Below are 25092 nucleotides of genomic sequence, written 5' to 3' on the forward strand. Positions count from 1 at the left end.
ACCGTAAGCAGCGGCAGTTCAGCCGAAAGGTTCCACCGGCACAGCCTTCCCACGATCGGGGTACGCGGTCAGTCGGCGGCTGCCGCCGCTCCCAGCCGGGGCGCCTCGACCTCCGTCCCCGCCGGGGTCAGCAGGAAGACGCCGGTGTCGACGCGGTGCATCCGCGCGCCGAGGCCGAAGGCGACACCGCTGGAGAAGTCCAGGACGCGCTTGGCGACTTCGGGCTCCGCGGCCGTGAGGTCCACCAGGACCGGCGACTGCTCCATCAGGCAGTCCGCGATCTCGCGCGCGTCGGCGAAGCACTGCACCCGGAGCACGACGAAGCGCCGGTCCGGCCCGGCCTCCTCCTCCGGCCGCCCCCGGCCCGGCAGCGTGGGCTCGCCCGGCCAGGACGGCCAGGCGTCATTTCCGCGCAGCGGTACGACATCGGCAAGCCCCTCCCACTGCTCATCGGTGACGTCATGCCGGTTCACCGGACCACCCCGCACATGAGCTCGCTCGATATCCCCATCCCGCCAACCCTAGTGATTGCGGTCCGATGATCGGGTGGAGCGACACCAGGCCACCCGTAGGTGTGACGATGGCCATGCCGGGTGGACGCCCTCCGGAGGCGTCACGGCCCGTACGGCGCAGAGCGGTTCCCGGCGCCGCTCGGCAACACCGGTGCCTAGAAAAGGAGTTGGGCCGCCCCCAGGACGTGGGGCGGCCCGACTCCCGGCCGGCGCGCGGCCGGCCACCGGCGGTCAGACGTGCAGGGTCTGCTCCAGCCAGTCGAACACGGTCTCGCAGTGCGTCTGCGGCGCCATCGGCGAGCAGTGGAGCTGCGCCCCCTGGGCCCGGGTGAGCTTGATGTACTTCTTGGGCGAGCGGAGCAGGTCGTACATCGCCCTGGGCTGGCCCGGGTAGAACTGCTCGTCGTCGTAGTCCAGGATGAGCGTCGGACACTGGATCTGCGGTACCACGTTGGTGATGTCGAGCGCGATGACCGCCTGGGCCGGCGTCCAGAAGTCGGTGAAGATCTGTCCCCTGCGGGCGGCGCGCATCACCGCGGGGTCGAACGGCTCGAACCGCTTCTTGAGCAGGAAGGCCAGCTCGGGGGTGAGCGTCGGGACGATCACCTCGTTCCAGTACCGGTTGGTCTCCGCCTTGGTCGGCTTGAGGATCTCCCGGACCTCGGGCGGGAAGGCCAGCCACGGCGACAGGCAGCCGGGCATGGAGACGAGCGCGGCGATGCGGTGCTCGAAGGCCGCCGCCTGTCCGACGAGGTTGCCGCCCATGCTCAGCCCGGCGAGGGCGATGCGGTCGTGGTCGACGTCGCCGCGCTGGGTCAGCCAGTTGACCAGCGGGGTCACCACATGGTCCCAACGCCGTGTGAACGAGGTCTGGTTGACGAACAGCATCTGGCCCTGGCCCGGGCCGTCGTAGACGAGGGCGTTCCAGCCGCGCGCCATGGCGGCGGCGACACCGTAGGTCCACATGTCGACATTCTGGCCGTCGCTGCCGTTGGTGAGGATCACGGTGGGGCGGGGCCTGCCGGTGGTGTCGGGCCGGAAGAACCAGACCGGCATCTTCACCTTGCCCCAGTTGACGGTCGTCTGCAGGGCGGCCGGAACCCAGTTCCGGCTGAAGGTGTCCCACTGCTCGCGGGTCGCCCAGTAGAGGTTCTCCTCGGCGCCCGGGTCGTTCGTGCCCAGCACGTAGAAGAGGCCCTGGGCGTAGTACTGGGACGCGCGGAGCGCCTGGGCGCGCTGCGTCTCCGTCTGCTCCCTCACGCCCGCCCGGGCCGCCGACTTGGCGAGCCGGCGCCCCCAGGACACGAACGTGTCGGTGTAGGTCTGGTTGCTCAGGCCCGCCGCGTTGATGGCGTTGACCGCGGTGAGGACCTCGCCGACCTGGGAGGAGCCGTACCCGGCGGCACCGAGCGCCAAGAGGCCGGTGAAGTTGAACCCCGGGTCGTCGAAGAGCGTCATGACCCCGGGCGTGGGGTTTCCGGCCGGCCTGGACGGGGACGAGGGCTCCGCGGGGAGCGGCCTGGGGGCGGAGGCAGCGGCGAAGGCCGTGCCGCCGGCCGCCGCGCCGACAGCGGCCGCACCCGCTCCCGCGACGAGCCCCCGGAGAGCAACACGCCTGCTCAGGTCATGTCCTGAAGGTGTGGAAGCGTTGGTCATCCCCGCACCGTAGGAGGCCCTGCGCCCGCCCCCGGGCCGCCACTCGCGCCCTGCTCCGAATGGCCCGCGCCCTGCCCTCCTTACGCGCCCCCGTACACGGCGCCACGGCGCGCATCCGCGATGCGGACCCTGGACGGCAGGCGGTGTCAGACGTCCTCGGACACCAGGCGCGCCGCGTGTCCGGACCGGACCGTCTCGACGGCTCTCTGGTGCACGGCCCGGCCGGTGGTCTCGTTGTCGGCGGGGACGGGGCTGCCGGAGACGGTGTACCAGTCCGACGCACCCGTGTACTGGACGGCCACGGCGGCCTCGCCCTCCAGCCACGTCGTGTGCACGGTGAGATCTCCGGTGATGGTGCCCACCTCTTCGGTCATCACACCGCCCGACCCGGCGATCACACCGGCCGTCGTCCATGTCGCCCAGGTGTCCACGGTCAGACCTCGATACGTACGGGGACAGGTTCCAGGGAGCCTGCGGCGGGTCTGCGTCCCGCACTGCCGGCGACCTGCCGGCAGGGGTGGTGGCTCAGCGCGGCGCGGGCCGGGTCGCTCGGGCCCGGCTGCCGACGACAAGGGGCTGTGTACAAGGCAGCCATCTTCCTATTTTCACTCCGGTCCCGCCAGATTGCACCTCCTGGGACCGGATCCGTTGCGCCACGGGGGTCCGGAGGCCCTCCGGACCGGTCCACGCCGTACGCGCCCGCAACGGGACCGCCCCGCCCGGGGTGTTCCGGGGCGGGGCGGTCCGTGCCGTCATGGGAGGAGGTCAGAGGAAGCTGACGTTCTGCGCGAGCGCCAACTCGCTCGAGTAGTTGATCGTGTTGGTCGCCGGGCGCATGTACGCGCGCCAGGAGTCGGACCCCGACTCCCGTCCCCCGCCGGTCTCCTTCTCACCACCGAAGGCTCCGCCGATCTCGGCGCCGGACGTGCCGATGTTCACGTTCACGATGCCGCAGTCGGAGCCCTCCGCGGACAGGAAGCGCTCCGCCTCCTGCTGGTCGCGCGTGAAGATGCTGGACGACAGCCCCTGCGGCACGTCGTTGTGCAGGTCAACGGCTTCCTCCAGGGTGTCGTAGGTGAGGACGTAGAGGACCGGCGCGAAGGTCTCCTCGCGAACGACATCGGTCTGCTGCTCCATCCGGACGATGGCGGGCTCCACGTACGCGGCCCGCGGCGCCGTGCCGGAGGTGCGCCGGCCTCCCCCGACCAGGACCGTGCCGCCCTCGGCGCGCGCCCGGGTCAGCGCGTCCTCCATGGTCTGCCGGGCGCCCTCGGAGATGAGCGGTCCGACCAGGGTGCTGTCCTCGAACGGGTCGCCGATCGGGAGCTTGCGGTAGGCGGTGGTGAGCCGGTCGACGAGGGTGTCGGCGATGTCGCGGTGGACGATGAGGCGCCGCAGCGTCGTGCACCGCTGGCCCGCCGTGCCGGCCGCGGCGAACACGATGCCCTGGACCGCCAGGTCGAGGTCGGCGGACGGGGCGACCACGGCGGCGTTGTTCCCGCCGAGTTCGAGGAGGGTGCGGCCGAAGCGGGCCGCGACGCGCGGTCCGACCTCGCGGCCCATCCGGGTCGAGCCGGTCGCGCTGACGAGCGCCACGCGGCGGTCGTCGACGAGCCGTTCGCCGAGGTCCCGGTCGCCCAGCAGCAGCGCGTGCACATCCGCGGGGGCGCCCACGTCCTGGGCGGCGCGGGCCAGCAGACGGCTGGAGGCGAGCGAGATCAGCGGGGTGAGCTCGGAGGGCTTCCAGACCACGGTGTCGCCGCAGACCAGGGCGACGGCGGTGTTCCACGACCACACCGCGGCGGGGAAGTTGAACGCGGAGATGACGCCGACGACGCCCAGCGGGTGCCAGGTCTCGGCGAGGCGGTGGCCGGGGCGCTCGGAGGCGATGGTGCGCCCGTAGAGCTGCCGGGAGAGGCCCACGGCGAAGTCGCAGATGTCGATCATCTCCTGGACCTCACCGAGCGCCTCGGAGCGGATCTTGCCCGCCTCGACGGTGATGAGGTCGGCCAGGTCGCCCTTGTGCTCGCGCAGCAACTCGCCCAGGCGCCGGGCCAGTTCACCGCGGCGGGGTGCCGGGGTGACGCGCCAGGTGCGGAACGCCTCGGCGGCCCTCCGGATCGCCTCGTCCGCCTCGGCGCCCGTGGTCGCCCGCAGGCCGAAGAGGTCCTCGCCGGTGATCGGCGTCCGCGCCGCGAAGTCACTCCCTTCCGGGACCTCCGCGCCCACGCGCCGCAGGGCGGCCAGCGCCCGCTCGCGCAGGTCCTCGGTGGTCGGGAGGGTGACGTCTGTGCCGGTCATGAGGGGTCCTTTCGGGGTTTGTCGTCGGGTGTGGACGGGTGTGTGCGGCGGCGTCAGGCCGTGGGTGGGCCCGGCAGGTGCAGCTCCCCGGCCACCTGCTCCAGGGAGGCGTTCCGCTGCCGCTCGTACAGGGAGAAGGGGTCGAGCACCTCGCGGCCGACGGCGCCGGAGAGCCAGTCGCTGTCGTAACGGACGGCGGACTGGGTGTCGTTGCGCGAACCCTGCTCGCTGAGGTTGGACTGGAAGATCCCGGCGGCCGACCGTGGCAGGAAGTCCTCGTAGACGATGGGCCGGGCCTCGATCCAGCCCTGGTCGAGGAGTTCGGCCAGGCCGGCGGGCGGCCGGGCGCCGTCGCGCGGGCGGTCCGGCAGCACGTGGTAGGTGAAGAACGCCTGGCCCGAGGTGGCGAGTTCGCGCTCGGTGGCCGGAAGGTTCTCCTCCCACAGGGCGCGGGCGATCTCCTGGCGGTCCCCGCCGTCCTTCGCCTCGCGGTCGTCGATACGGGTCAGCAGGTCGTCGTAGAGCGCCCTGCCCCGCCGGGTGAGGGCGATGCCGCGCGCCTCGACCTCGCCGAAGCGCACCCGCAGGGCCCCGCTGGTCACCCGGCCGTCCGCGGTGCGCATGGGGCGGGGTTCGTCCAGCGCGCGGAAGGAGGTCTGGCGCAGCAGGACGTCGGGGCCGTCCCAGCGGGGCGGGCCCTGAATGGTGTCGATCATGGTGATGCCGCGTTCGGTCATCCGGCGGTACAGCTCGTCGATGTCCAGGACGCGCGGGGTGAGGTGGTTGATGTGGGTGCTGCGGACGCCGCCGATGTCCGCGGCCACGGCGGAGACCCGTTCCAGCGTCTCGTACCAGCCCTGGTCCAGCGGCTCGGTGGACAGCTCGAAGGCCCGGACGGCGAGGTGAAGGAAGCGCTCGGCGTCGGCGTCGGGCAGCTCGCCCTCGGCCTCGGCCCGGTCGGCGAGGGCGAGCAGGTCCGGCGGGAAGAGCTGCCGCTCGGCGAGGAACCGCTCCAGGCGCGCCCGCAGGCCGGTGTCGAAGAAGCGCGGGTCGGCGGGGGTGAGCATGGAGGTGAAGACGCGGAACGGGTTGCGCGCCAGTTCCTCGGATGCGACGGGCCGGAAGGCGGTGGAGACCACCGGTACGGCGCTTGCGGCGGCCTCGCGCAGATCGTAGAAGCCGACCGGGCGCATGCCCAGGGCCCCGAAGATCCGGGCGACCTGGTTCAGTTCCTCCGGGGTGCCGACCCGGATCGCGCCGTGGCGCTCGGCGGTGACGCGGCTGATGGAGCCGAGGCGTTCGGCGCCGGCGCCCTCGGTGCGCAGCACGTCCTCGTTGACCTCGCGGGAGACGTCGACGAGCGTCGTGTACGCGGGCACCTCCCGTCCGTACATCTCGGAGAGCCGGTGCGCGAACGCCGCGCGCAGTTGCCACTGGCTGAACATGGGCTGGTCTCTGCCTTTCGGTCGGGTGCGGCTCAGACGATGTGGGCTTCGGGACGGATATCGGCACCCGCGGTGAACCGGTCGACGGCGAGCGGGGTGACGTCCACGACCGGCCTACGGTCCAGATGCAGATCGCGCACGATCTCGCCCACGGCCGGGGCCTGCAGGAAGCCGTGGCCGGAGAAGCCGGTGGCGTAGAGGAAGTTCTCCGGTGAACGGGCGCGTCCGATCAGGGCGTTGTGGTCGGGGGTCACCTCGTAGAGCCCGGCCCATCCGCCGGAGATCTCCATGCCGGCGAGGGCGGGTGCGCGGCGGCGGGCCGCGGCGCGAAACAGCTCCATCCACTCCGATGTCCAGGTGGTGTCGAACCCCTCCTCCTGGTCCGGGTCGGCGAGCCCGAACAGCAGCCCGTCGTCGCTGTTGTGGAAGTACGCGCTGGTGGCGAAGTCGATGGTGAAGGGGATGCGCGGGGCCGGCGGGTCGAGCGGGGCGCTGAAGGCGAGCTGGCGCCGTACGGGGCGGACCGGCAGCTCGACCCCGGCCATCCGGCCGATCCCGGCCGACCAGGCCCCGGCCGCACAGACCACGGTGGAGCAGCGGACGGGTCCGCGGCTGGTGTGGACGACGCTCACGCGCTCGCCGGTGGTGTCCATGCCGGTGACGGTGGTGTGCGGGGCGATCACCGCGCCGGCCTCGGCGGCGGCAGCGGCGTAGCCTTGGACGACCAGCCCGGGGCGGGCGTGGCCGTCGGCCGGGGACCAGGCGCCGGCGAGCAGGCCGTCCGTGGTGGCGTACGGGCACAGGCGCTGCGCCTCGGCGGGGCCGATCATGCGGCTGGGGACGCCGAGTTCGTTCTGGATGCCGACGCTGATCTCGAAGTCGGCGGCGTGCTGCTCGGTGGTGAGGAGGAACAGGTAGCCGACGGTGTCGAGGACGATGTCCGTGCCGGGGCGGCGGGCGAAGTCCCGGTAGGCGCGCAGGCTCCGGTCGCCGATCTCGATGTTGAGGGGGTCGGAGAACTGGGCGCGGACGCCGCCGATGGGCTTGCCGGAGCTGCCGCTGCCCAGGTCGCCCCGCTCGACGACGACGGTGTCGGTGATGCCGGCCTCGGCGAGGTGGAAGGCGATGCTGGTGCCCATGACGCCACCGCCGATGATCACCACTTCGGCGTCCGGGGGGAGCGGGCTGGCCGTGGGTGAGATGGACAAGACCGATCCCTCTCTGTGGCCGGTACGTTGCCGGGCCGGGCGGGCGCGAGGCTCGCGGGTCCGGCGCGGGCTGGCATGACGGAGGAGGTTGCTGATCAGCGGCTCGGGGCCATCGTGCATCCCGTCGACCGTTGACGTCCATGAACAGTTTTTCCACTCGACCTATTAGCGTGGCTGTATGGAGTGGACGAGCGCGCAGCTGCGGTCGCTGGTCGAGCTGCCCCGCCGGGGCACGATCACCGCGGTGGCCCACGCCCTCGGCTACACCCCCGGCGGCGTCTCCCAGCAGATCGCGGCGCTGGAGAAGGCGACCGGGATGCGGCTGCTGCGCAAGGTCGGACGGCGGGTGGAGCTCACGGACGCCGGGGTCACCCTCGCCGCGCACGCCGAGCGGATCCTGGCCACCGAGGCCGAGGCCGTCGAGGCGCTGGAGCGGGCGCGCGGCGAGATCGCGGGCGTGCTGCAGGTGGGGCTGTTCGCGACCGCCGCGGCGGAGATCCTTCCGCTGGCGCTGCGGCGGGCCCGCGAGCGGCACCCGGCCCTGAGCGTGCACAGCCAGGACATGGACGTCGACGAGGTCTTCGACGCCGTCGCCGCCGGGGCCGTCGATCTCGCGCTCGGTCTTGACTACCCGGACGTCCCCATCCCCCGCGACCCGGCGCTGCGGCTGCGCCGCCTCTACCGCGAACGGTTCTCGCTGGCCGTCCCGACGGGGACGATGCCCGGCTCCGGCCCGGTCGCCCTCGCCGACACCCGCGACCTCGGCTGGATCCTGCCCGCGGCGGACAGCTACTACGGGCGTGCGGTGCGGACCGCCTGCCGGCGCGCGGGCGTCGAGCCCGACGTACGGCATGTGGTGACCGACACCGCGGCGACCCTCGCGCTGGTCGAGGCAGGCATCGGGGTCTCCACGGTGACGGATCTGATGCTGCGGCTGCGCGCCTCCGTCTTCGACGTGGTGCCGCTCCGGGAGGAGTTCGAGCGCCACATCGTCGTGGTGGTGCGGGCCTCGGCCGAGTCCCGGCCGACGGTGACGGCGCTGGTCGACATCCTGCGCGAACTCGCCCGGGACGAACAGCGCGGCGGCGGACGACGCGGCGCCGGCGAACGGCCCGGCGAGGAGTGGGACTTGGGCGGACGCGGCGCCTCCGCCTGAGCCGTACCCCCGCCCTCTCGAAGCGTTCCCGCCCGCCCCGGCAGAGCCCGTCCTCCCGTCCCCGCCCCGCGGGCAGGCTCATTCTTTCTGGCCCTCAGGCCGGGAAGGTGTCGCTCTGCGAGGTCTTCTCCTGCCCGCGCGCCGTCGGTCAGGGTGTCCAGCCATGTGGTGACCCGCTCCCCACGACGACGGCCGCCAGGGCCCGCCGTCAGCCGGACGACCGGACAAGGAAGAGACGATGTCCCCGACCCGAACCTCACGATCGACCCTGCCTGATCTGCTGGGACGAGGCCCCCATGGCATCTTCCGGCGTACCCTCCCCTCCGAACAGCCCGCCGGGGAGCGCATGGTGCGCACCCTCGGCCTGACCCAGCTCACGATGATCGGGATCGGCGCGATCATCGGCGCGGGCGTCTTCAGCCTCGCCGCCGCCGTCGCCCGGGACGTCGCCGGTCCCGCGGTCGTCATCTCCTTCCTCGTCGCCGGTGCGGCCTCGCTGTGCGCGGCCTTCGCCTACGCGGAGTTCGCCGGGATGGTGCCGAAGGCCGGTTCCTCGTACACCTATTGCGCCGCCGTCCTCGGGGAGGTCGTCGGCTGGATCGTGGGCTGGGACCTGCTGCTGGAGTACACGGCGATCGTCGCCGTGGTCGCCATCGGCATGTCCGGCTACGTGGGCTTCCTGCTGGAGGCGGTGGGCGTCCACCTGCCCACCTGGGCGCTCGGCGCGCCCGGCACCGGCGAGGGGCACCGGATCGACCTCGTGGCCGTGCTCATCTGCCTCGGTGTGGCGTGGCTGCTGACCCGTGGCACCCGTACCTCGGCGCGCGTCGAGACCGTGCTGACGATCGTCAAGATCGCGATCGTGCTGGTCGTGGTGGTCGTCGGCATGACCAAGGTGAACAGCGGAAACCTTGAACCCTTCGCACCGTTCGGGCTCGGCGGCGCCTTCACGGGAGCCGCGACGGTCTTCTTCGCCGTCTTCGGCTACGACGCGCTGAGCACCGCCGCCGAGGAGTCCGTCGAGGCCCGGAACAAGCTGCCCAAGGCGATGCTGCTCTCGCTCGGCATCTCGATGGTGCTGTACGTGCTGGCCTGCGTCGTGCTGACCGGCATGCAGCACTACTCCGACCTCAACCCCACCAGCGGATTCTCCAGCGCCTTCCAGAGCGTGGGGCTCTCCGGGCTGGCGAACGTCATCGCGGTGGGCGCGGTCATCGGGATCGTCACGGTGACGTTCTCGTTCATGATGGGCGCCTCGCGGCTGTGGTACGCGCTCAGCCGGGACGGGCTGATGCCCGCCTGGTTCGGCGCCATCCATCCCCGTACGAGGATCCCGCACCGCGCGACGTGGCTGATCGGCATCATCTCCGCGGTCCTCGCCGGGCTGCTGCCGATCAACGCCGTCGCCGAACTCACCAACATCGGCGTCCTGCTGGCCTTCGTGGTGGTCTCCGCCGCCGTGCTCGTCCTCCGATACACCAAGCCCGGTCTGCGCCGCGGGTTCCGCTGCCCCGGCATGCCCGTGGTGCCGGTGCTGGGCATCGTCTTCTCGGTGTGGCTGATGTCGTTCCTGCGCTGGGAGACCTGGCTGCGGCTGGGCGCCTGGCTGCTGGCGGGCCTGGTGATCTACGCCCTCTACGGCTACCGCAGGACGCGCCGCGTGATGCCGGGCGGATCCGTGGACCTGGACGCGCTGGACGAACTCTCCGACACCGACGGGCCCGAGGACCTGCGAGACCTGGACGGCACGGGCGGCTCCGACGTCCCCGGCGGCCCCGATGGCTCCGGCGGCTCCGGCGGCTCCGGCGGGCCCGGCACCGCGTCACCGGAGCGTCAGGAGCCGACCGGCCGCACATGAGCGGCGTCGCCGGGCACCGCCCGGCGCAGCGCGGCGAGCACCGCGGGGAGCAGCGGGTTGCTGTTGGCCTCGCGGTGCAGCGCCACCACGCGGCGGTACGCGGAGCGCCGCGTGAGACGGGTGGCGAGGATCCGGTCGTCGTCGACGTGTCCGAGAGCGGGCACGACGGCGACGCCGAATCCGGCCGAAACCAACTCCCGTACGACGTCGTAGTTGTTGCTGCGGAATCCCACGGCGGGGGTGAATCCGGCGGCCGCGCACAGCCGGTTCAGGGACAGCGCACCGGCCGTTCCCTCACGGCTGGTCACCCAGCGCGCCCCGGCGAGGGACGGCAGCTCCGTGCCCAGGCCGCTCTCGCGCGGGCGGAGGAGCAGCAGGTCCTCCCGGAGGACGGGGTGGGCGGCGAGGCCGTCGGGCCACCGGCGAGGGCTGAGCCCGTACTCGTAGGCCAGCGCCACGTCCAGATCGCCGCCCGCGAGCGGCCCGAGGAGTTCGTCGGGCTCGCCCTCCTCCAGCCGGATCTCCGCCCGGGGGTGCGAGGCGGCGAAGGCGGTGAGGGCGGCGGGGACGAGCCGGACGCTGGCGGTGGGGAAGCTGCCGAGCCGGAGCCGTCCGGCGGTGCCGGTGGCCAGCTCCTGCACGTGGTGGTCCAGATCGTCCAGCGCGGCGAGCACCCGGCCGCCGGCCTCGACGAGGCGGTGGGCGGCGGCGGTGGCCCGGATGCCGTGGGCCTCGCGCTCGAAGAGGACGAGGCCGGTGTCCTTCTCCAGGCCGGCGATCTGCTGCGAGATCGCGGAGGAGGTGTAGCCGAGGTCGCGGGCGGCGACGGCGAACGACCCGCTCCGGCACACGGCGCGCAGGGTGAGCAGATGGACGGGCTTGAGCATGCCGCGCCTCCTCGGGCTGATCCGGTGCGGTCGGCGCAGCGAGCGTAACCCGTCTCGGCAGAGTAAGCACTGCTTGCCCTCGACCCCGCATTCTGTCGGGCTGCTGACCCTTGTCCGCCTCGTGACCGGCCTCCAGGGTGGAGGTGGCCCCGGGCGGACGGTCTCCGGGCGGACCCCGAAGGAGCGAACGCACGTGGCGAGGAACGCTGAGGCCGGCGGCCCGACACCCGACCCGTCGGCGGTGGCCCGAGCCCTCGCGCTCGCGGACTGCGGCGAGGTCGCCTCCGACGCCGGACGCCGGGCCCAGTACGCGTCCGACGCCTCCAACTACCGCCGGGTGCCGCTCGCCGTGGTCTTCCCCCGCCACCGCGAGCAGGTGATCAACGCGGTCGCGGTCTGCCGCCGGCTCGGGGTCCCGGTCACCTCGCGGGGCGCCGGGACGAGTACGTCGGGCCAGGCCGTCGGACCTGGTGTCGTCCTCGACTTCTCCCGCCACATGGGCCGTGTGCTCGCCCTCGATCCGGTGGCGCGGACCGCGACCGTCGAGCCCGGGACCGTACTGGACGACCTCCAGGCCGCGGCCGGTGAGCACGGGCTGCGGTTCGGCCCGGACCCCTCGACGCACAGCCGCTGCACGCTGGGCGGCATGATCGGCAACAACGCCTGCGGATCGCACTCGGTGGCCTGGGGCCGGACCGTGGACAACGTCGTCGAGCTGGAGGTGCTCACCTACGGGGGCACCGTCCTGACGGTCGGCGCGATGACCGCCGACGCGATCGAGGCCGCCGTCGCCGGGGGCGGCGAGCGCGGCCGGCTCGTCGCCGCGCTCCACGACCTCGCCCGCGGCCATCTGGAGACGCTGCGCACCTCGCTGGCCCGCTTCCCCCGCCAGGTCTCGGGCTACGGGCTCGAACACCTCCTGCCCGAGCGGCACTTCGACCTCGCCAAGGCCCTCGTGGGCAGCGAGGGGACCTGCGCGGTGGTCCTCTCGGCAACCGTGCGCCTGATCGCCCCGCCGCCCGAACGGGCCCTGGTGGTCCTGGGGTTCGACGACGCCTGCGCCGCCGCCGACGCCGTACCGGCCCTGCTGCGCCACCCGCTGCTCACCCTGGAGGGGCTCGACCACGCGCTCACGGACATCGTCACCCGGCCGTCCGTACGGGAGGCGATCGACACCCTGCCCCCGGCAGGCGCCTGGCTGTTCGCCGAACTCGGCGGCGCGGGCGGTGAACTCAAGGCGCACGCCGAGGAGTTGACGGCGACCGCACGGGAGGCGACGGGCTTCACCGGGGCCGAGACGGTCACCGATCCCGTACGGGCCCGGGCGCTGTGGCGGATCCGGGAGGACGGCGCCGGGCTCGCGACCCGCCTGCCCGACGGCTCGGAGGCGTGGCCCGGCTGGGAGGACGCGGCGGTCCCGCCCGACCGCCTGGGGTCCTATCTGCGGGGCTTCACCGGCCTGATGGACCGGCACGGGCTGCGCGGTGCGGTGTACGGGCACTTCGGCGAGGGCTGTCTGCACGTACGCATCGACTTCGACCTCACCACAGAGGAAGGCACGGCCGCCTTCCGTGTCTTCGTCACCGAGGCCGCCCGCCTCGTCGCCGAGCACGGCGGCTCGCTCTCCGGCGAGCACGGCGACGGTCAGGCACGCTCCGAACTTCTCCCCCTGATGTATCCGCCCGAAGTGATCGCCCTGTTCGAGCGGTTCAAGGACGTGTGGGATCCCGACGGCGGGCTCAACCCGGGCATGATCGTGCGCCCGCGGCCCCTGGACGCCGACCTGCGGACCGCCCCGCACCGTACGCCCCTTCCCCTCGCCACCGTCTTCCCCTTCCCCGCCGACGACGGCGACTTCGCCAAGGCCACCCGCCGCTGCGTCGGCGTCGGGAAGTGCCGTACGGCGCGTCCCGGCGGTGGCGTCATGTGCCCCAGCTACCGCGTCACCCGGGACGAGAAGGACTCCACCCGCGGACGGGCCCGGCTGCTGTACGAGATGACGCAGGGCGAGGTCGTCACCGGCGGCTGGCGCTCGGCCGAGGTGCGCGACGCCCTCGATCTCTGCCTGTCCTGCAAGGGGTGCGGCGTGGACTGCCCCGTCGGGGTCGACGTGGCCACGTACAAGTCCGAGTTCCTGCACCACCATTACCGCCGCAGGCTGCGGCCCGCGTCCCACTACTCGATGGGCTGGCTGCCGCTGGTCTCCCGGGCCGCGGCCCGGGCGCCTCGCCTCGTCAACGCCCTCACCTCCGCGCGGACGACCGCGCCGCTGCTGAAGCGGCTCGGCGGGATCGCGCCGGAGCGCACGATCCCGCGGTTCGCGGAGCGGACCTTTCTGGACTGGTTCCGCGGCCGGGTCCCGCGGGGCAGCGGTGCCCGCGGACCGGTCGTGCTGTGGGCGGACTCCTTCAACAACCACTTCACGCCGGGTGTTCTGCGCGCCGGCGTGAAGGTCCTGGAGAGCGCGGGCTACCGCGTCCAGGTCCCGGACGGCACGCAGTGCTGCGGACTGACGTGGATCACCACGGGCCAGCTGGGCATCGCGCGACGGATCGGACGGCGGACCGTCCGATCCCTGGCGCCCCACCTGGAGGCGGGCACACCGGTCGTCGGGCTGGAGCCGAGCTGCACGGCGGCCCTGCGGACCGACCTCCCCGGACTCCTCGACGGGCACCCCGCCGCGCGCGCCCTCGCCGACTCCGCCCGGACGCTCGCCGAACTCCTGGAGTCCGGCGCCCCGGACTGGACACCCCCGCGGGCCGAGGCGCGTTCGCTCAGCCAGACCCACTGCCACCAGCACGCCACCTCCGGCTTCGGCGCGGACGCCGCGCTGCTGCGCCGGATGGGCGTCGACAACACCGTTCTGGACTCCGGCTGTTGCGGCCTGGCGGGCAACTTCGGCTTCGAGCGCGGGCACTACGAGGTGTCGGTGGCCGCGGGCGAGCAGGTGCTGCTGCCCGCGGTGCGCTCCGCCCCGCCCTCCACCGTCGTGCTCGCCGACGGCTTCAGCTGCCGCACCCAGATCGCCCAGCACGGCGACCGCGAGGCCACGCATCTCGCCGAGCTGATCGCCCGCGCCCTCCCGTGACCCCCCGCACCTCGCCCGCCGCGTACCGACGACGGAAGCCGACCGCTCCCCGACGACGGAAGCCGACCGCGTACCGCTGAAGGAAGAAGGACACCTGCCGTGACCGACTCGCTCTCCCTGATCGACGACTGGGGCCCCGAGAAGATCGTCGTCGTCTCCCACCGGCGTACCGGCATGAAGGGCGTGCTGGTCATCGACAACACCGCGCGCGGCGCCGGCAAGGGCGGGACACGGATGAGCCCCACGGTCACGGTCGGCGAAGTCGCCCGGCTGGCACGGGTGATGACCTGGAAGTGGGCCGGTGTCGACCTCTTCTACGGCGGTGCCAAGGCCGGAATCGTCGCCGACCCCGCGTCACCAGACAAGGAGGCGGCCCTGCGCGCCTTCGCCCGCGCGCTGTCCAACGAGGTGCCCCGGGAGTACGTGATGGGCCTGGACATGGGGCTCACCGAGGACGACGCCGCGATCATCCAGGACGAACTCGGCGACCGCGGAGCCGCGGTGGGCACGCCAGGGCACCTCGGCGGCGTCGCGTACGACAAGCTCGGCGTCACCGGATTCGGCGTCGCCGAGGCCGCGGACGCCGCCGCGGGGACGCTCGGCCTCCCGCTGTCCGGGTCCCGCGTCGCCCTCCAGGGCTTCGGGGCCGTCGGCGCCGCCGCTGCGCGGCGCTTCGCGGAACTCGGCGCCGGCGTCGTCGCCGTCTCGACCGCCCACGGCACCCTGCACGACCCCGCCGGCCTCGACGTCCCCGCGCTGCTGCGAGCCCGGGAGGCGTACGGCGACCACTGCGTGGCCCACTACGAGGGCGGCACGTCCCTGCCGCCCGGCGCCGAACTCACCGTCGACTGCGAGGTCCTGGTACCCGCCGCGCTCCAGGACGTCATCGACGACGACACCGCCCACCGGATCAAGGCGCGCCTGGTCGTCGAGGGCGCCAACCTGCCCACCTCGCCCCCGGCACAGGCCGTGCTCGCCGCCCGCGGGGTGACCGTGGTCCCCGACATCGTGGCCAACGCGGGCGGGGTGGTGGCGGCCGCGTTCGCGATGGACGGCCGCTACTCCGGCTTCCGGCCGGAGACGCCGCAGATCTTCCACGCCGTCTCCTCCCGCCTCCGCGCCAACGCCACGACGGTGCTGGAGGAGGCGGCCCGGCGCGGAATCACCCCGCACGACGCGGGCCGGGGCCTGGCCGAGGAGCGCGTACGGGCGGCGATGGTCAGCAAGGGTCGTGTCTCCCGGAGTTGAGGGGGCGTACGGGAAGGGCGCGGACGCATCTCCCCACGCGTCCGCGCCCGCACGACGAGCACCCGATCCACGGAGCCGGTCTCCCCCTCGACCGTCGGGCTCGGAGACGAGATGCGCTGCGCGACCACGCCGCTGGCAAGGACAGCCGGGCCGACGTCCTGTCCGCCGCCGGCGGCTCCTTGAGCCGGATAGCATCGCGGACACCAGCCCCACAGGAACGGAGCGTTCATCCGTGCGTCATCTGCGCGTTGGTGTTGCCGTGCTGACGATGGGGAATCGGCCGGCCGAACTCGCCGACCTCCTCGACTCGGTCGCCCAGCAGGACACGCCTGCCACGCGGATCGTGGTCGTGGGCAACGGCTCTCCGCTGCCGCCGCTTCCCGAGGGGGTGACGGGGGTGGAGCTGGCAGAGAACCTGGGCATCTCAGGGGGACGGAATGCCGCCCTGGCCCGGCTCCAGGAGTTCGGTGACGTCGACATCGTCGTGGACCTGGACGACGACGGCTTACTGATCAGCCCTGACGTCTTCACACGCCTCGTCGACCTGTACGAGTCCGACCCGGGACTGGGCATCGTCAGTTTCCGCATCGCTGACGAACGCGGTCGCACGCAGCGTCGGCACGTTCCCCGGCTGCGGACCGGCGATCCGATGAAGGGCGGCCTGGTCACGACCTTCCTGGGCGGCGGACACGGCTTGTCGATGCCCATGCTTCGGCAAGTCGGCGGCTGGCCCGAGGCGTTCTTCTACGCCCACGAGGAGACCGACCTGGCGTGGCGTGCCCTGGACGCGGGTTGGAAGGTGCTCTACGAACCTCAGTTGGTTCTGCGGCATCCCTGGACCTCGCCCACCCGCCACGCGGTCTTCTTCCGCATGGTGGCACGGAACCGGGTGTGGCTGGCCAAGCGGCACCTTCCGGCCGTCCTCGTTCCCTTCTACCTCGGCGTCTGGACGGTACTGACCGTGGCACGCACGCGGTCCCTCACGGGCCTGCGCGCCTGGGCAGCAGGCTTCGCCGAGGGCCTGCGTGAACCGTGCGGCCCCAGGCGGCCCATGCGGTGGACCACGGTGTGGCGGATGACCCGCCTGGGGCGTCCTCCCGTTGTCTAGGCCGTCGATGTCTCCTTCGCGACCCGCGCCGGGGGCCTCGACCGCGCCGGGGGCCTCGACCGCGCCGGGGTCCTCGACCGGGGCGGGCGAGCCCCTCCGGTCGGTACGAACCGCCTAGCCCGGGACCATCACCGCGACCGCCCGCGAGACGCAGTCCACCCGCGCGGGCAGGTCGCCGACGAACTCCCCGTCGGCGTAGCCGAAGACGCCCGGCGAGTCGATCTCCACCGTGCGGGCGGTGTACGTGCGCACGCGGGGGTGCGTCGTGTGCGCGCCCTTGTAGACGCGGGGGAAGACCCTGACCAGCTGGGCCCGGCCCACCGCCTCGACGACCGTGACGGCCAACTGCCCGCTGTCCAGGTCCGCTTCGGGGCACATCTTCATCCCGCCCCCGTAGTACGGGGCGTTCCCGACGGCGACGAGCGTGGCGTCCAGCTCCACGGCCCGCCCGTCCAGCTTCAGCGTGAACGGCAGCGGGCGCAGCTTGGCCAGCTCGGCGAGGATCGCCAGGTTGTAGCGGGCCCGGCCGCGCGGCCAGGACATGGAGTTGGCGCGGTGCGTGACGAGCGAGTCGAAGCCCGAGGTCAGCACCGTGCCGAACCAGCGGTCGCCGCACCGGCCGAGGTCGACGTACCGGCGTACGCCGTCCGCGATGAGCCGCGCCGCGGCCGGGGTGTCGTCGCGCGGGATCCCCAGGGACCGGGCGAAGTCGTTGCCGGTGCCCGCAGGGATGACGGCCAGCGGGGTGTCGCTGCCGGCCACCGCCTGCAGGCCGATGCTGACCATGCCGTCGCCGCCGGCGACGGCCAGCACGTCGACGCCGGACGCCACGCACTCCCGCGCGCGGGCGCGGGAGTCGTCCGCGTCCGTCCCCGTGACCACCGCCGCCTGCCAGCCGGCCGAACTGAGGACCCGTACGGCCTCGTCGGCTGCCCGGGCGGCGGCGCCTCGTCCCGCGGCCGGATTGACCAGGACCGCGACGCGACGGCCGGTCATGACTGCGTGGGGATGAGCTTGCCGGGGTTGAGGATGCCGAGCGGGTCCACGGCCTTCTTGACCGCCGCCAGCACCTCCACGCCGAGCGGACCGATCTCCGCCTCCATCCACGGGGCGTGGTCCACACCGACCGCGTGGTGGTGGGTGATCGTGCCCCCGGCGGCGGCGATCGCGTCGCTCGCGCTCCGCTTGGCCGCCCGCCACCGCTTCTCCGGTTCGGCACCGGCGTCCGTGGCCACGGTGAAGTACAGCGAGGCGCCCGACGGGTAGGCGTGCGAGAGATGGCAGAAGACCACCGGGGCCGGGCCGTCGGCGCCGAGGCTCTCGGTGAGTGCGGCCGTCACGCGCTCCTTCAGCCCGGCGATGCCGGACCAGGTCGTCGCGGTCTCCAGGGTCTCGGTGAGGATGCCCGTGTCCAGCAGCGCGTCGCGGAGGTACGGGCCGGAGAAGCGGGAGCGCCGCCAGTCCCCGGCCGTGTCCTGGTTCAGCGGGGTCGCGCCGTGCTCACGGAGGACGGCCGCGACGGCGGCGCGGCGCTCCGCGATCCGCTCCTCGGTGCCCTCGTGGCCGACGACGGCCAGGCAGCCCTCGGGCGCGGCGGACCCGGCGATGGCGGCGTTGACGAAGGTCTCGGTCTCGTCCGAGATACGGATCGAGGTGGGCAGCGCGCCGGACTGCGCGAGGGCGCGCACCGCCGCGACGCCGCGGGCGAAGTCCGGGAACGACCAGGCCTCGTCGCGGCGCTGTTCGGGGACCCGGCGCACACGCACCGTCACCTCGGTGATGACGCCGAAGGTGCCCTCGGAGCCGAGGAAGAGCTGACGGAGGTCGGGCCCCGCGGCGGACGCGGGGGCGCGCCCGAGGTCGAGGGTGCCGCGCGGGGTGGCCACGCGCAGCCCGGTCACCATGTCGTCGAAGCGCCCGTAGCCGGCGGACGCCTGGCCGGAGGAGCGGGTGGCGGCGTACCCGCCGATGGTGGCGAACTCGTAGCTCTGCGGGAAGTGGCCGAGCGTGAACCCCTCGGCGTTCAGCAGCTCTTCGGCCTCGGGGGTGCGCAGGCCCGCCTCCAGGGTGGCGGTCCCGGACTCGGTGTCCAGCTCGACGAGGCGGTCCAGGCGCCGCAGGTCCAGGCTGATCACGGCGCCGAACCGGCCGCGGAGCGGCTCGACTCCGCCGACCACGCTGGTGCCGCCGCCGAAGGGTACGACGGCGATCTGGTGCCAGGCGCAGGCGGCCAGCGCCTCCTCCACCTCCTGGTGGGTGCCGGGCCGTACGACGGCGTCCGGGGCGGAGGCGACGTCCCCGGCGCGGCGGCGGAGCAGATCGGGCGTGCTCTTGCCGCCGCTGCGCAGGACGCGGGTGGTCGCGTCGGTCAGCACGTGCTCGGAGCCGACGACGGTGGCGAGGGCCGCATGGGCGGCGTCGGGCAGAGCGCTCGGTACGAGCGAGAGGTCGGCCTCCGGGACGGGGGCCTCGGCCTCGGTCGTGACGCTGAGCGCCTGGGTTATCAACTGGCGTACGGAGTCGTTGAGTGTGCGCGCCTGCCCGGGGTCGCCCCAGGCGTTCCAGGCCATCTCACCGACGCGGTGGTGGGGACGAGTCATGGAGTACAGTGTTACACATGACGTCAATGCGTAAAAGAGAGGACGCGATCCTCGACGCGGCCCGGCAGTGCATCGAGGCCTTCGGGGTCCGCCGGACCACGCTCACGGATGTGGCCCGTCGCGCCGGCGTCAGCCGCCCCACCGTCTACCGGCACTGGCCCGACATCTCCTCACTGGTGGCCGACCTCCTCACCCGCGAACTGCGCGCCGTCTTCGACGCATGCGCCCTGCAGGCGGACGAGGCGACGGCCCGCGAGCGCCTGATCCACCAGTGCGCGGGCACGGTCGGGACCCTCTGGGCCCACCCGCTGTTCAACCGCTTCGTGGACACCGAGACCGATGTTCTCGCCACGTACGTCTTCCACCGCTTCGGATCCAGTCAGCGGGCGGCGCTGGATCTGATCCGCGCCGAGGTCGAGGCGGGCCACTCCGACAACTCGATCCGCGAGGGCAATTCAGGACAACTTGCCCGAATGGTGCTGATCAGCGTCCAGTCCGTCGCGACCTCGCGCCGCCTCGTCGCGGACACCCTCGACGACGACCGGCTCCTGGAGGAGCTGCGCCTGCTCCTGAACGGATATCTGCGACCGCTGGAGGCCACGCGATGAACCGCCTGGAGGCAATGCGATGAACCGCCGCCCCGACCACCGGCCCGGCTCCCTGAACGCCGCGCGGCGCGAACGCTCCCTCGACCACCTCACCCACCGCCCCGACATCGACGTCCTCGTGATCGGCGGCGGCGTCACCGGCACGGGCATCGCCCTGGACGCCGCGTCCCGCGGGCTGAGCGTGGTCCTCGCCGAGCGCCACGACCTCGCCTTCGGCACCAGCCGCTGGAGTTCCAAGCTGGTCCACGGCGGTCTTCGCTATCTCGCCACCGGCGACATCGGGATCGCCTACGAGAGCGCCCGAGAGCGGGGCCTGTTCATGAGCCGCACCGCGCCCCATCTGGTGCGCGCCCTGCCCATGGTGCTGCCGGTCCACCACGACACCCCGCGCCTGCGGGCCGCGACCACACGCGCCGGCTTCCTCGCCGGGGACGTGCTGCGCCTGTCCGCCCGCGCCGGAGCAGGCGCCCTGCCGCCCTCGCGCGGCATCTCCGCCGCGCTCACCCTCGCCCTCGCCCCCGCCCTGCGCCCCGCGGGCCTGCGCGGCGGTCAGCTCTCCTACGACGGCCAACTCACCGACGACGCACGGCTGGTGGTGGCCCTGGCCCGTACGGCCGCGGCGCACGGCGCGCACATCGTCACCCGCTGCGCGGCCGTCGAGCTGGACGGGAACGCGGCCGAGCTGCGCGACGAGCTGACCGGCGAGACCCTCAACGTCCGCGCGCGGTGTGTCATCAACGCCACCGGCGTCTGGGCCGACACCCTGGCCTCCGGCGTCCGGCTGCGGCCGAGCCGCGGCACCCACATCGTGCTGCCGGGCGCGGCTCTCGGACATCCCCGCGCCGCGCTGACCGTCCCGGTGCCCGGCGAGACCAATCGTTTCGTCTTCGCGCTGCCGCAGCCCGACGGCCGGGTGTACGCGGGTCTGACCGACGAACCGCTGGACACGCCCGTCCCCGACGTCCCCGAAGCACCCGAGCACGACATCGAGTTCCTGCTCCGCGTCCTCTCCGGGGTGCTCGCCGCGCCGCTGACGCGCCAGGACGTCATCGGCACGTACGCGGGGCTGCGTCCGCTGCTGGACTCCGGGACGGGCCGCAGCGCCGACCTGTCGCGGCGGCACGCCGTCCTCACCTCCCCCGCCGGGGTGATCACCGCGGTCGGCGGCAAGCTCACCACGTACCGGGCCATGGCCGAGGACGCCGTCGACGCCGGGCTGGCCAGGGCGGGGATCGCCGCACAGCCCTGCCGTACGCGGTCCCTGCCGCTCATCGGCGCCGCACCCGCGGCCCGGCTGGCGGCGCTCGACGCCCCGCCGCGGCTCGTCGCCCGCTACGGCAGCGAGGCCGGTGCCGTCCTGGCCGGGGCCGCGGACGACCCCGGGCTGCTCGAACCGGTCGCCGCGGGCATCACCGGCGCGGAGCTGCGCTGGGCGGTGCGGCACGAAGGCGCGCTGGACGAGGGCGATCTGCTGGACCGCCGTACGCGCATCGGCCTGGTGCCGGAGGACCGCGAGCGGGCGCTGCCGGCCGCGCGGGCGGCGCTCGGCGCCTGACACCCGTACGCACCGCGCCCGTCCCTCCCGGACGAATCCGGGAGGGACGGGCGCGGTGTTCGGTCCGTCGGGGCGGGGTGCCTTACGACAGGGCGCCGTCGTAGTCCGGGAGCTTGAAGGTCTTCTCGGCGTGGCCGCCGGCCATGTCGGTCGGGGTGTTGCCGATGTTGGCGATGATCTTGTAGCCCTTGGCCTCGATCTCGGCGCGCTTGGCGGTCTTGTACTTGCTGACCTCCTCGAAGAGGTCGGGCAGATCACGCACGTACAGGCCCGAGATCGGGAAACCGGCCTTCTCCAGGTTGTACTTGGTGAGCGAGTAGATGATGCCGGGCCGGGCCGTCACGAAGTACACCGCCACACCACGGGACTTGGCGTAGCGCGCGAGGTCCAGGGTCTGCTGGATCGGAGGGGTCGGGAACTCCCAGAAGGGGTGGAAGTGCGTCTCCAGCGAGGTGTTGTCGATGTCGAGGACGATCGCCATCTTGTCGCCGGAGCCCTGGGAGATGCGCTGTTCGAGATAGGGGCGGGCAACGTCGGTCACCGCGCTGACGTCGCGCTTCCAGGTCTCGTAGTCGACGTCCGCGAACCCGGCGCTGACGCCTGCGGCGTGGGACGGCGCCGCCGGTGCCGTGTACGCGCTGGGCGCGGCCTGGGTTCCGGCCGGTGCGGAAGCGGTGGTGGCGGGCGCCGCGCCCATCGTCGTCACCGAGGCGACGCCGACGGCGGCGACGGACACCGCGATCCGGGTGGTCCAGTTGCGTCCATGCATGGGGGGTTCACTCCTGGGTCGCAGATTCGACACGGGGAAATACGGTTCTTCGGAGGGTTACGTCGAAGAACCGCTGGCATGTTCACGTCTCATCATGGACGGAAGGAAACGTTCCGACTACCGCTCGGTAGCAACAACTTGTTGTCACTCCGCGGACCGGCCGACCCAAGAGGCGCCATCCCGGCGAAGCGTGCACTGGTGACGAAAGGTGCACCGCAGGGGAGTTCACCCTTCACCGGCGCGTTCATCCCTCGGCCGGGGAGTTCGCCCTCCCCCGGACGGTGAGGGCCGGAACGCGGTCGGGGAAGCCGGGAGTCCACCACGCCTCTCCCGCCGTCGTGACCGCGAACGCCTCCACCCCCGTCATCCGCTCCACCCCCGTACGCGCCTCCTCCCCCATCGCGAACACCGCGGTGGCGAGTGCGTCGACCTCCGTGAGGTGACGGCCCACCAGCGTGACCGAGGCGAGCCCGGCCGACGGGCGGCCGGTACGGGGATCGAGGATGTGGTGCCCGCGCTCGGCGGTGCCCGAGGTCGCCACCGCCATGTCCCCTCCGGACACCACGGTCGCCAACTCCCCCGGCCGCAGCGGGTCGGCGACCCCGATCCGCCAGGGGGATCCGGGCGCGGCCTCACCCCGGCACTGGACGTCGCCGCCGCCGTTGACGGTGTGGTCGCGGGCTCCGGCGTCGTACAGCATCTGCGAAGCCCGTTCGATCGCCCAGCCCTTGACCATCGCGGAGGGGTCGAGGCGCCCGCCGGCGCGGGCGTCGAACCAGCCGTCGCTGAGCCGCCCCGCGCAGCGGCACAGCTCCAGGACGGTGGCCACGTCCGGGTCGCACTCGGCCACCGTCACCTCGCCCCGGTCCAGCCGGCTGATCTCACTGTCCGCGCGGTAGGTGGAGAAGAGGGCGTCGACGCGGTGCAGCCAGGCGACGGCCCCGGCCAGTGCGGCGCGTACGGCGGGCGTCGCCGGGCCGCGGACGTCGAAGGAGAAGACCGTGCCCATGGCGTGCTCCACATGACGCAGCCGCCCGGGCTCAGGCATCGGCACGGTCCAACGCGCTCTGCAGGGACGTGATGTAGCCCTCGCTGGTGTACGTGGCCCCGGAGACGCTGTCGATGTCCGCGGACTGGGCGGTGAGCGTCGCCTGCTCGAGCTTCGGTACGGCGCCGGCGCTGGGGCCGCCCTCGTGGACGCCCTTGAGCACGTCGACCGCCGTGATCCGGCCCTGGTTCAGGGTGACCTTCACCTGCACGGGGCCGCGTTCGGTGTTCACGGTGTCACCGGTGAACGCGCCGCTGGCCTTCTCTTCCTCCGGCGAGTCAGAGGATCCGCCGCTCGCCGAGGTGCTGGGGGCGGGCTCGGCGGCCGGAGTACGCGAGGCGGTGGCCTCCGGCTCCTCGTGGGGCTTGAGGGAGAGCAGCAGGACCAGTCCGGCCACGGTCGCGGTGGTCGTGACGGCGATGCGCTTCATGATCGGCCTTTCGTGGGGGGGGACTGCGGAGGGACTGCGGACGGGCTGCGGACGGGCCGCGGACGGGCTGCGGAACGTCAGAACGCGAACGTCTCGTGGTGGATGCGGTGCCGCGGAACTCCCGCGCCCCGCACGGCGGTCCGGGCCGCCGCCGTCATCCCTGGAGGGCCGCACAGATAGACGTCGTGGTCCGCCAGGTCCGGCACCAGCGCGCCCAGCGACCCCGGGGTGAGGGCCACCGACGCGCCGCCCGGCTCGTCCACCGCGTAGTGCACGCCCGCGCCCCGCGCGGCGGCGATGTCGTCCAACTCCTCGCGGAGGGCGAGGTCGTCGAAGCTGCGCGCGAAGTACAGGAGAGTGACCTGGCCGGGCAGGGTCTCGAAGAGCGACCGCAGCGGCGTGATGCCCACCCCGCCCGCGACGAGAAGCACCTTCGTACGGGTACGGCGCTCCGGCGTGAAGGCGCCGTACGGGCCCTCGGCCCAGACGCGGGTGCCGGGGCTCAGCGAGGCGACACCGCGGCTGTGCCCTCCGGCCGCCTTCACCGTGATCCGCAGGAAGCCCGAACCGGCGGGCGCCGAGAGCGAGTACGGGTTGGCGGTCCACCAGTGGCCGCGCGCCAGGAAGCGCCAGCGGAAGAACTGCCCGGGCCGCGCTCCCAGCTTCTCGAGGTCCCGGCCGGTGATGTAGAGGGAGACGACGCCGGGCGCCTCCGGGTGCACCTCGGACACCCGCAGCCGGTGGCGCAGGGCGCGGCGTACGGGGGTGAGGAAGCGGTTCCAGAGGAGGGCCGCGGCGACGCCGATGTACAGCACGTACCAGGCGGTGACCGCGGTCGTGCTGCCCGCGAAGTCCGTGCCGTTGGAGAGCTGGTGGAAGAAGGCGAGGAAGACCGCGAGATAGGTGAGGAAGTGCAGGAAGTGCCAGGTCTCGTAGGACATCCGGCGGCGGGCGGCCCGCGCCGAGACGATCCCGACGGCCAGCAGGAGCAGGAAGCCGATGGCGGCCCACAGCATGTCCTCGTACTCGAAGACCAGCGTGGTCGTCTGCTCGACGAGACCGGTCCCGGAGGCGGCGGACGAGCCCCAGATGATCAGTACGGTGTGGGCGACGGCCAGGGACACGGTGTAGCGGCCGCCCATCGCGTGCCAGCGCGCGAGCCGGTCCGAGCCGACCGTGCGGTCCAGGAACGGTATCCGCGCCATCAGGGCGAGCAGGACCGCGCACGCGTATCCGGCGAGGAGGCCGGTCAGCCGGCCCGCGTTGGTCAGCCATCCCGCGAGGCCGACGACCGACTCCGTATTGCTCCACCACAGGAGGACCACGGCGGCGGCGCCCGCGTGGACGAGCAGCAGGACCGCCCCTCCCGTCACGTACCAGGGCGGCCGGACGGACGGCGGCGCGTGCTGCGGGGCGCGCCGGTGGCCGGCGCCGGTGGTCTGCTGGGCGGTGGTCATCACTTCTCCCCGGGTCGGATGTGCGACCGCCGCGGAACGTCACGGGCGGCGGTCGGCTCACCGTGGCAGCGCTTCCTCTGTGTTCCCTCTGAGCGGCCGGGCCGGGAGCGGGCCCGCCGGCAAGGCGCGGTGGTGGCGGAAGGCCGTGGTCATGCGGG

The 25092-nt window shown here is 73.1% G+C and carries 20 protein-coding genes; 7 read left to right on the top strand and 13 right to left on the bottom strand.

Annotated elements, in window-relative coordinates; all coding sequences use genetic code 11:
- Nucleotides 1–68 precede the first annotated feature (68 nt).
- From ABZ822_RS13985 to ABZ822_RS14010, 6 genes are all read right to left on the bottom strand, one after another.
- Nucleotides 69–473: a cell division protein SepF gene (locus tag ABZ822_RS13985; protein ID WP_360851992.1), complete on the bottom strand. Its 405-nt coding sequence runs from the start codon at nucleotides 471–473 to the stop codon at nucleotides 69–71.
- Nucleotides 474–743: 270 nt separating this feature from the next.
- Nucleotides 744–1970, bottom strand: coding sequence for an alpha/beta hydrolase (locus ABZ822_RS13990; RefSeq protein WP_360851995.1), 1227 nt, complete (start codon nucleotides 1968–1970; stop codon nucleotides 744–746).
- 344 nt (nucleotides 1971–2314) lie between these two features.
- Nucleotides 2315–2599 (bottom strand): hypothetical protein, encoded by a 285-nt coding sequence (locus ABZ822_RS13995; RefSeq protein WP_360851998.1) that lies wholly within the window; start codon nucleotides 2597–2599, stop codon nucleotides 2315–2317.
- 334 nt (nucleotides 2600–2933) lie between these two features.
- A complete protein-coding gene (locus ABZ822_RS14000; protein ID WP_360852001.1) occupies nucleotides 2934–4469 on the bottom strand; it encodes an aldehyde dehydrogenase family protein in 1536 nt (511 codons plus the stop codon).
- Between the two features lie 53 nt (nucleotides 4470–4522).
- Nucleotides 4523–5914 (bottom strand): VOC family protein, encoded by a 1392-nt coding sequence (locus tag ABZ822_RS14005; RefSeq protein WP_360852004.1) that lies wholly within the window; start codon nucleotides 5912–5914, stop codon nucleotides 4523–4525.
- Nucleotides 5915–5946: 32 nt separating this feature from the next.
- The gene (locus ABZ822_RS14010; protein ID WP_360852442.1) at nucleotides 5947–7116 is read right to left on the bottom strand and encodes an FAD-binding oxidoreductase; all 1170 of its coding nucleotides are present in this window, start codon (nucleotides 7114–7116) and stop codon (nucleotides 5947–5949) included.
- A 184-nt stretch (nucleotides 7117–7300) separates the two neighbouring features.
- On the opposite strand from ABZ822_RS14010, the gene ABZ822_RS14015 reads away from it, so the two are divergent.
- Together ABZ822_RS14015 and ABZ822_RS14020 are read left to right on the top strand one after the other, a co-directional pair.
- Nucleotides 7301–8278 carry a LysR family transcriptional regulator gene (locus ABZ822_RS14015; protein WP_360852007.1) on the top strand — a complete coding sequence of 326 codons (978 nt, stop codon included), beginning with the start codon at nucleotides 7301–7303 and terminating at the stop codon, nucleotides 8276–8278.
- Nucleotides 8279–8624: 346 nt separating this feature from the next.
- Nucleotides 8625–10136 (top strand): amino acid permease, encoded by a 1512-nt coding sequence (locus ABZ822_RS14020; protein ID WP_360852445.1) that lies wholly within the window; start codon nucleotides 8625–8627, stop codon nucleotides 10134–10136.
- Here the strand turns inward: ABZ822_RS14020 and ABZ822_RS14025 are convergent.
- Nucleotides 10112–11023 (bottom strand): LysR substrate-binding domain-containing protein, encoded by a 912-nt coding sequence (locus tag ABZ822_RS14025; protein WP_360852010.1) that lies wholly within the window; start codon nucleotides 11021–11023, stop codon nucleotides 10112–10114. The genes ABZ822_RS14020 and ABZ822_RS14025 overlap by 25 nt on opposite strands.
- Nucleotides 11024–11216: 193 nt before the next feature.
- On the opposite strand from ABZ822_RS14025, the gene ABZ822_RS14030 reads away from it, so the two are divergent.
- From ABZ822_RS14030 to ABZ822_RS14040, 3 genes are all read left to right on the top strand, one after another.
- The gene (locus tag ABZ822_RS14030) at nucleotides 11217–14111 is read left to right on the top strand and encodes an FAD-linked oxidase C-terminal domain-containing protein (RefSeq protein WP_360852013.1); all 2895 of its coding nucleotides are present in this window, start codon (nucleotides 11217–11219) and stop codon (nucleotides 14109–14111) included.
- 99 nt (nucleotides 14112–14210) lie between these two features.
- The gene (locus ABZ822_RS14035) at nucleotides 14211–15359 is read left to right on the top strand and encodes a Glu/Leu/Phe/Val dehydrogenase dimerization domain-containing protein (protein ID WP_360852015.1); all 1149 of its coding nucleotides are present in this window, start codon (nucleotides 14211–14213) and stop codon (nucleotides 15357–15359) included.
- Between the two features lie 232 nt (nucleotides 15360–15591).
- Nucleotides 15592–16467: a glycosyltransferase gene (locus ABZ822_RS14040; protein ID WP_360852018.1), complete on the top strand. Its 876-nt coding sequence runs from the start codon at nucleotides 15592–15594 to the stop codon at nucleotides 16465–16467.
- Nucleotides 16468–16581: 114 nt separating this feature from the next.
- Here ABZ822_RS14040 and ABZ822_RS14045 read toward each other — a convergent pair whose 3' ends face one another.
- Nucleotides 16582–17463 (bottom strand): diacylglycerol kinase, encoded by an 882-nt coding sequence (locus ABZ822_RS14045; protein WP_360852021.1) that lies wholly within the window; start codon nucleotides 17461–17463, stop codon nucleotides 16582–16584.
- Nucleotides 17460–19067 (bottom strand): FAD-binding oxidoreductase, encoded by a 1608-nt coding sequence (locus ABZ822_RS14050; RefSeq protein ID WP_360852023.1) that lies wholly within the window; start codon nucleotides 19065–19067, stop codon nucleotides 17460–17462. Before ABZ822_RS14050 ends, ABZ822_RS14045 begins: the two co-directional genes overlap by 4 nt.
- A 26-nt stretch (nucleotides 19068–19093) precedes the next feature.
- Between ABZ822_RS14050 and ABZ822_RS14055 the strand changes: the two genes are divergently transcribed.
- Both ABZ822_RS14055 and ABZ822_RS14060 read left to right on the top strand, forming a co-directional pair.
- The gene (locus ABZ822_RS14055; RefSeq protein WP_360852026.1) at nucleotides 19094–19675 is read left to right on the top strand and encodes a helix-turn-helix domain-containing protein; all 582 of its coding nucleotides are present in this window, start codon (nucleotides 19094–19096) and stop codon (nucleotides 19673–19675) included.
- Nucleotides 19676–19694: 19 nt separating this feature from the next.
- Nucleotides 19695–21230 carry a glycerol-3-phosphate dehydrogenase/oxidase gene (locus ABZ822_RS14060; RefSeq protein WP_360852029.1) on the top strand — a complete coding sequence of 512 codons (1536 nt, stop codon included), beginning with the start codon at nucleotides 19695–19697 and terminating at the stop codon, nucleotides 21228–21230.
- 82 nt (nucleotides 21231–21312) lie between these two features.
- Here the strand turns inward: ABZ822_RS14060 and ABZ822_RS14065 are convergent, their stop codons facing one another.
- The 4 genes from ABZ822_RS14065 to ABZ822_RS14080 form a co-directional block, all read right to left on the bottom strand.
- On the bottom strand, nucleotides 21313–21999 hold the full coding sequence (locus ABZ822_RS14065) for an HAD family acid phosphatase (protein WP_360852032.1): 687 nt from the start codon (nucleotides 21997–21999) through the stop codon (nucleotides 21313–21315).
- Nucleotides 22000–22243: 244 nt separating this feature from the next.
- Nucleotides 22244–23047: an FAD:protein FMN transferase gene (locus ABZ822_RS14070; RefSeq protein ID WP_360852035.1), complete on the bottom strand. Its 804-nt coding sequence runs from the start codon at nucleotides 23045–23047 to the stop codon at nucleotides 22244–22246.
- The gene (locus ABZ822_RS14075) at nucleotides 23040–23477 is read right to left on the bottom strand and encodes an FMN-binding protein (RefSeq protein WP_360852038.1); all 438 of its coding nucleotides are present in this window, start codon (nucleotides 23475–23477) and stop codon (nucleotides 23040–23042) included. Before ABZ822_RS14075 ends, ABZ822_RS14070 begins: the two co-directional genes overlap by 8 nt.
- Nucleotides 23478–23554: 77 nt before the next feature.
- Complete coding sequence (locus tag ABZ822_RS14080) at nucleotides 23555–24934, bottom strand: ferric reductase-like transmembrane domain-containing protein (RefSeq protein WP_360852041.1); 1380 nt, start codon at nucleotides 24932–24934, stop codon at nucleotides 23555–23557.
- Between the last annotated feature and the right edge of the window lie 158 nt (nucleotides 24935–25092).

This window comes from Streptomyces sp. NPDC047108 (assembly GCF_040643575.1).
Taxonomy (GTDB): Bacteria; Actinomycetota; Actinomycetes; order Streptomycetales; family Streptomycetaceae; genus Streptomyces.

Excerpts from the sequence above, each read along its gene's own strand:
- ABZ822_RS13990 (WP_360851995.1), bottom strand. The coding sequence starts at position 1,970 with ATGACGCTCTTCGACGACCCGGGGTTCAACTTCACCGGCCTCTTGGCG.
- ABZ822_RS14000 (WP_360852001.1), bottom strand. The coding sequence starts at position 4,469 with ATGACCGGCACAGACGTCACCCTCCCGACCACCGAGGACCTGCGCGAG.
- ABZ822_RS14005 (WP_360852004.1), bottom strand. The coding sequence starts at position 5,914 with ATGTTCAGCCAGTGGCAACTGCGCGCGGCGTTCGCGCACCGGCTCTCC.
- ABZ822_RS14015 (WP_360852007.1), top strand. The coding sequence starts at position 7,301 with ATGGAGTGGACGAGCGCGCAGCTGCGGTCGCTGGTCGAGCTGCCCCGC.
- ABZ822_RS14020 (WP_360852445.1), top strand. The coding sequence starts at position 8,625 with ATGGTGCGCACCCTCGGCCTGACCCAGCTCACGATGATCGGGATCGGC.
- ABZ822_RS14025 (WP_360852010.1), bottom strand. The coding sequence starts at position 11,023 with ATGCTCAAGCCCGTCCATCTGCTCACCCTGCGCGCCGTGTGCCGGAGC.
- ABZ822_RS14045 (WP_360852021.1), bottom strand. The coding sequence starts at position 17,463 with ATGACCGGCCGTCGCGTCGCGGTCCTGGTCAATCCGGCCGCGGGACGA.
- ABZ822_RS14050 (WP_360852023.1), bottom strand. The coding sequence starts at position 19,067 with ATGACTCGTCCCCACCACCGCGTCGGTGAGATGGCCTGGAACGCCTGG.
- ABZ822_RS14055 (WP_360852026.1), top strand. The coding sequence starts at position 19,094 with ATGCGTAAAAGAGAGGACGCGATCCTCGACGCGGCCCGGCAGTGCATC.
- ABZ822_RS14060 (WP_360852029.1), top strand. The coding sequence starts at position 19,695 with ATGAACCGCCGCCCCGACCACCGGCCCGGCTCCCTGAACGCCGCGCGG.
- ABZ822_RS14065 (WP_360852032.1), bottom strand. The coding sequence starts at position 21,999 with ATGCATGGACGCAACTGGACCACCCGGATCGCGGTGTCCGTCGCCGCC.
- ABZ822_RS14070 (WP_360852035.1), bottom strand. The coding sequence starts at position 23,047 with ATGCCTGAGCCCGGGCGGCTGCGTCATGTGGAGCACGCCATGGGCACG.
- ABZ822_RS14075 (WP_360852038.1), bottom strand. The coding sequence starts at position 23,477 with ATGAAGCGCATCGCCGTCACGACCACCGCGACCGTGGCCGGACTGGTC.
- ABZ822_RS14080 (WP_360852041.1), bottom strand. The coding sequence starts at position 24,934 with ATGACCACCGCCCAGCAGACCACCGGCGCCGGCCACCGGCGCGCCCCG.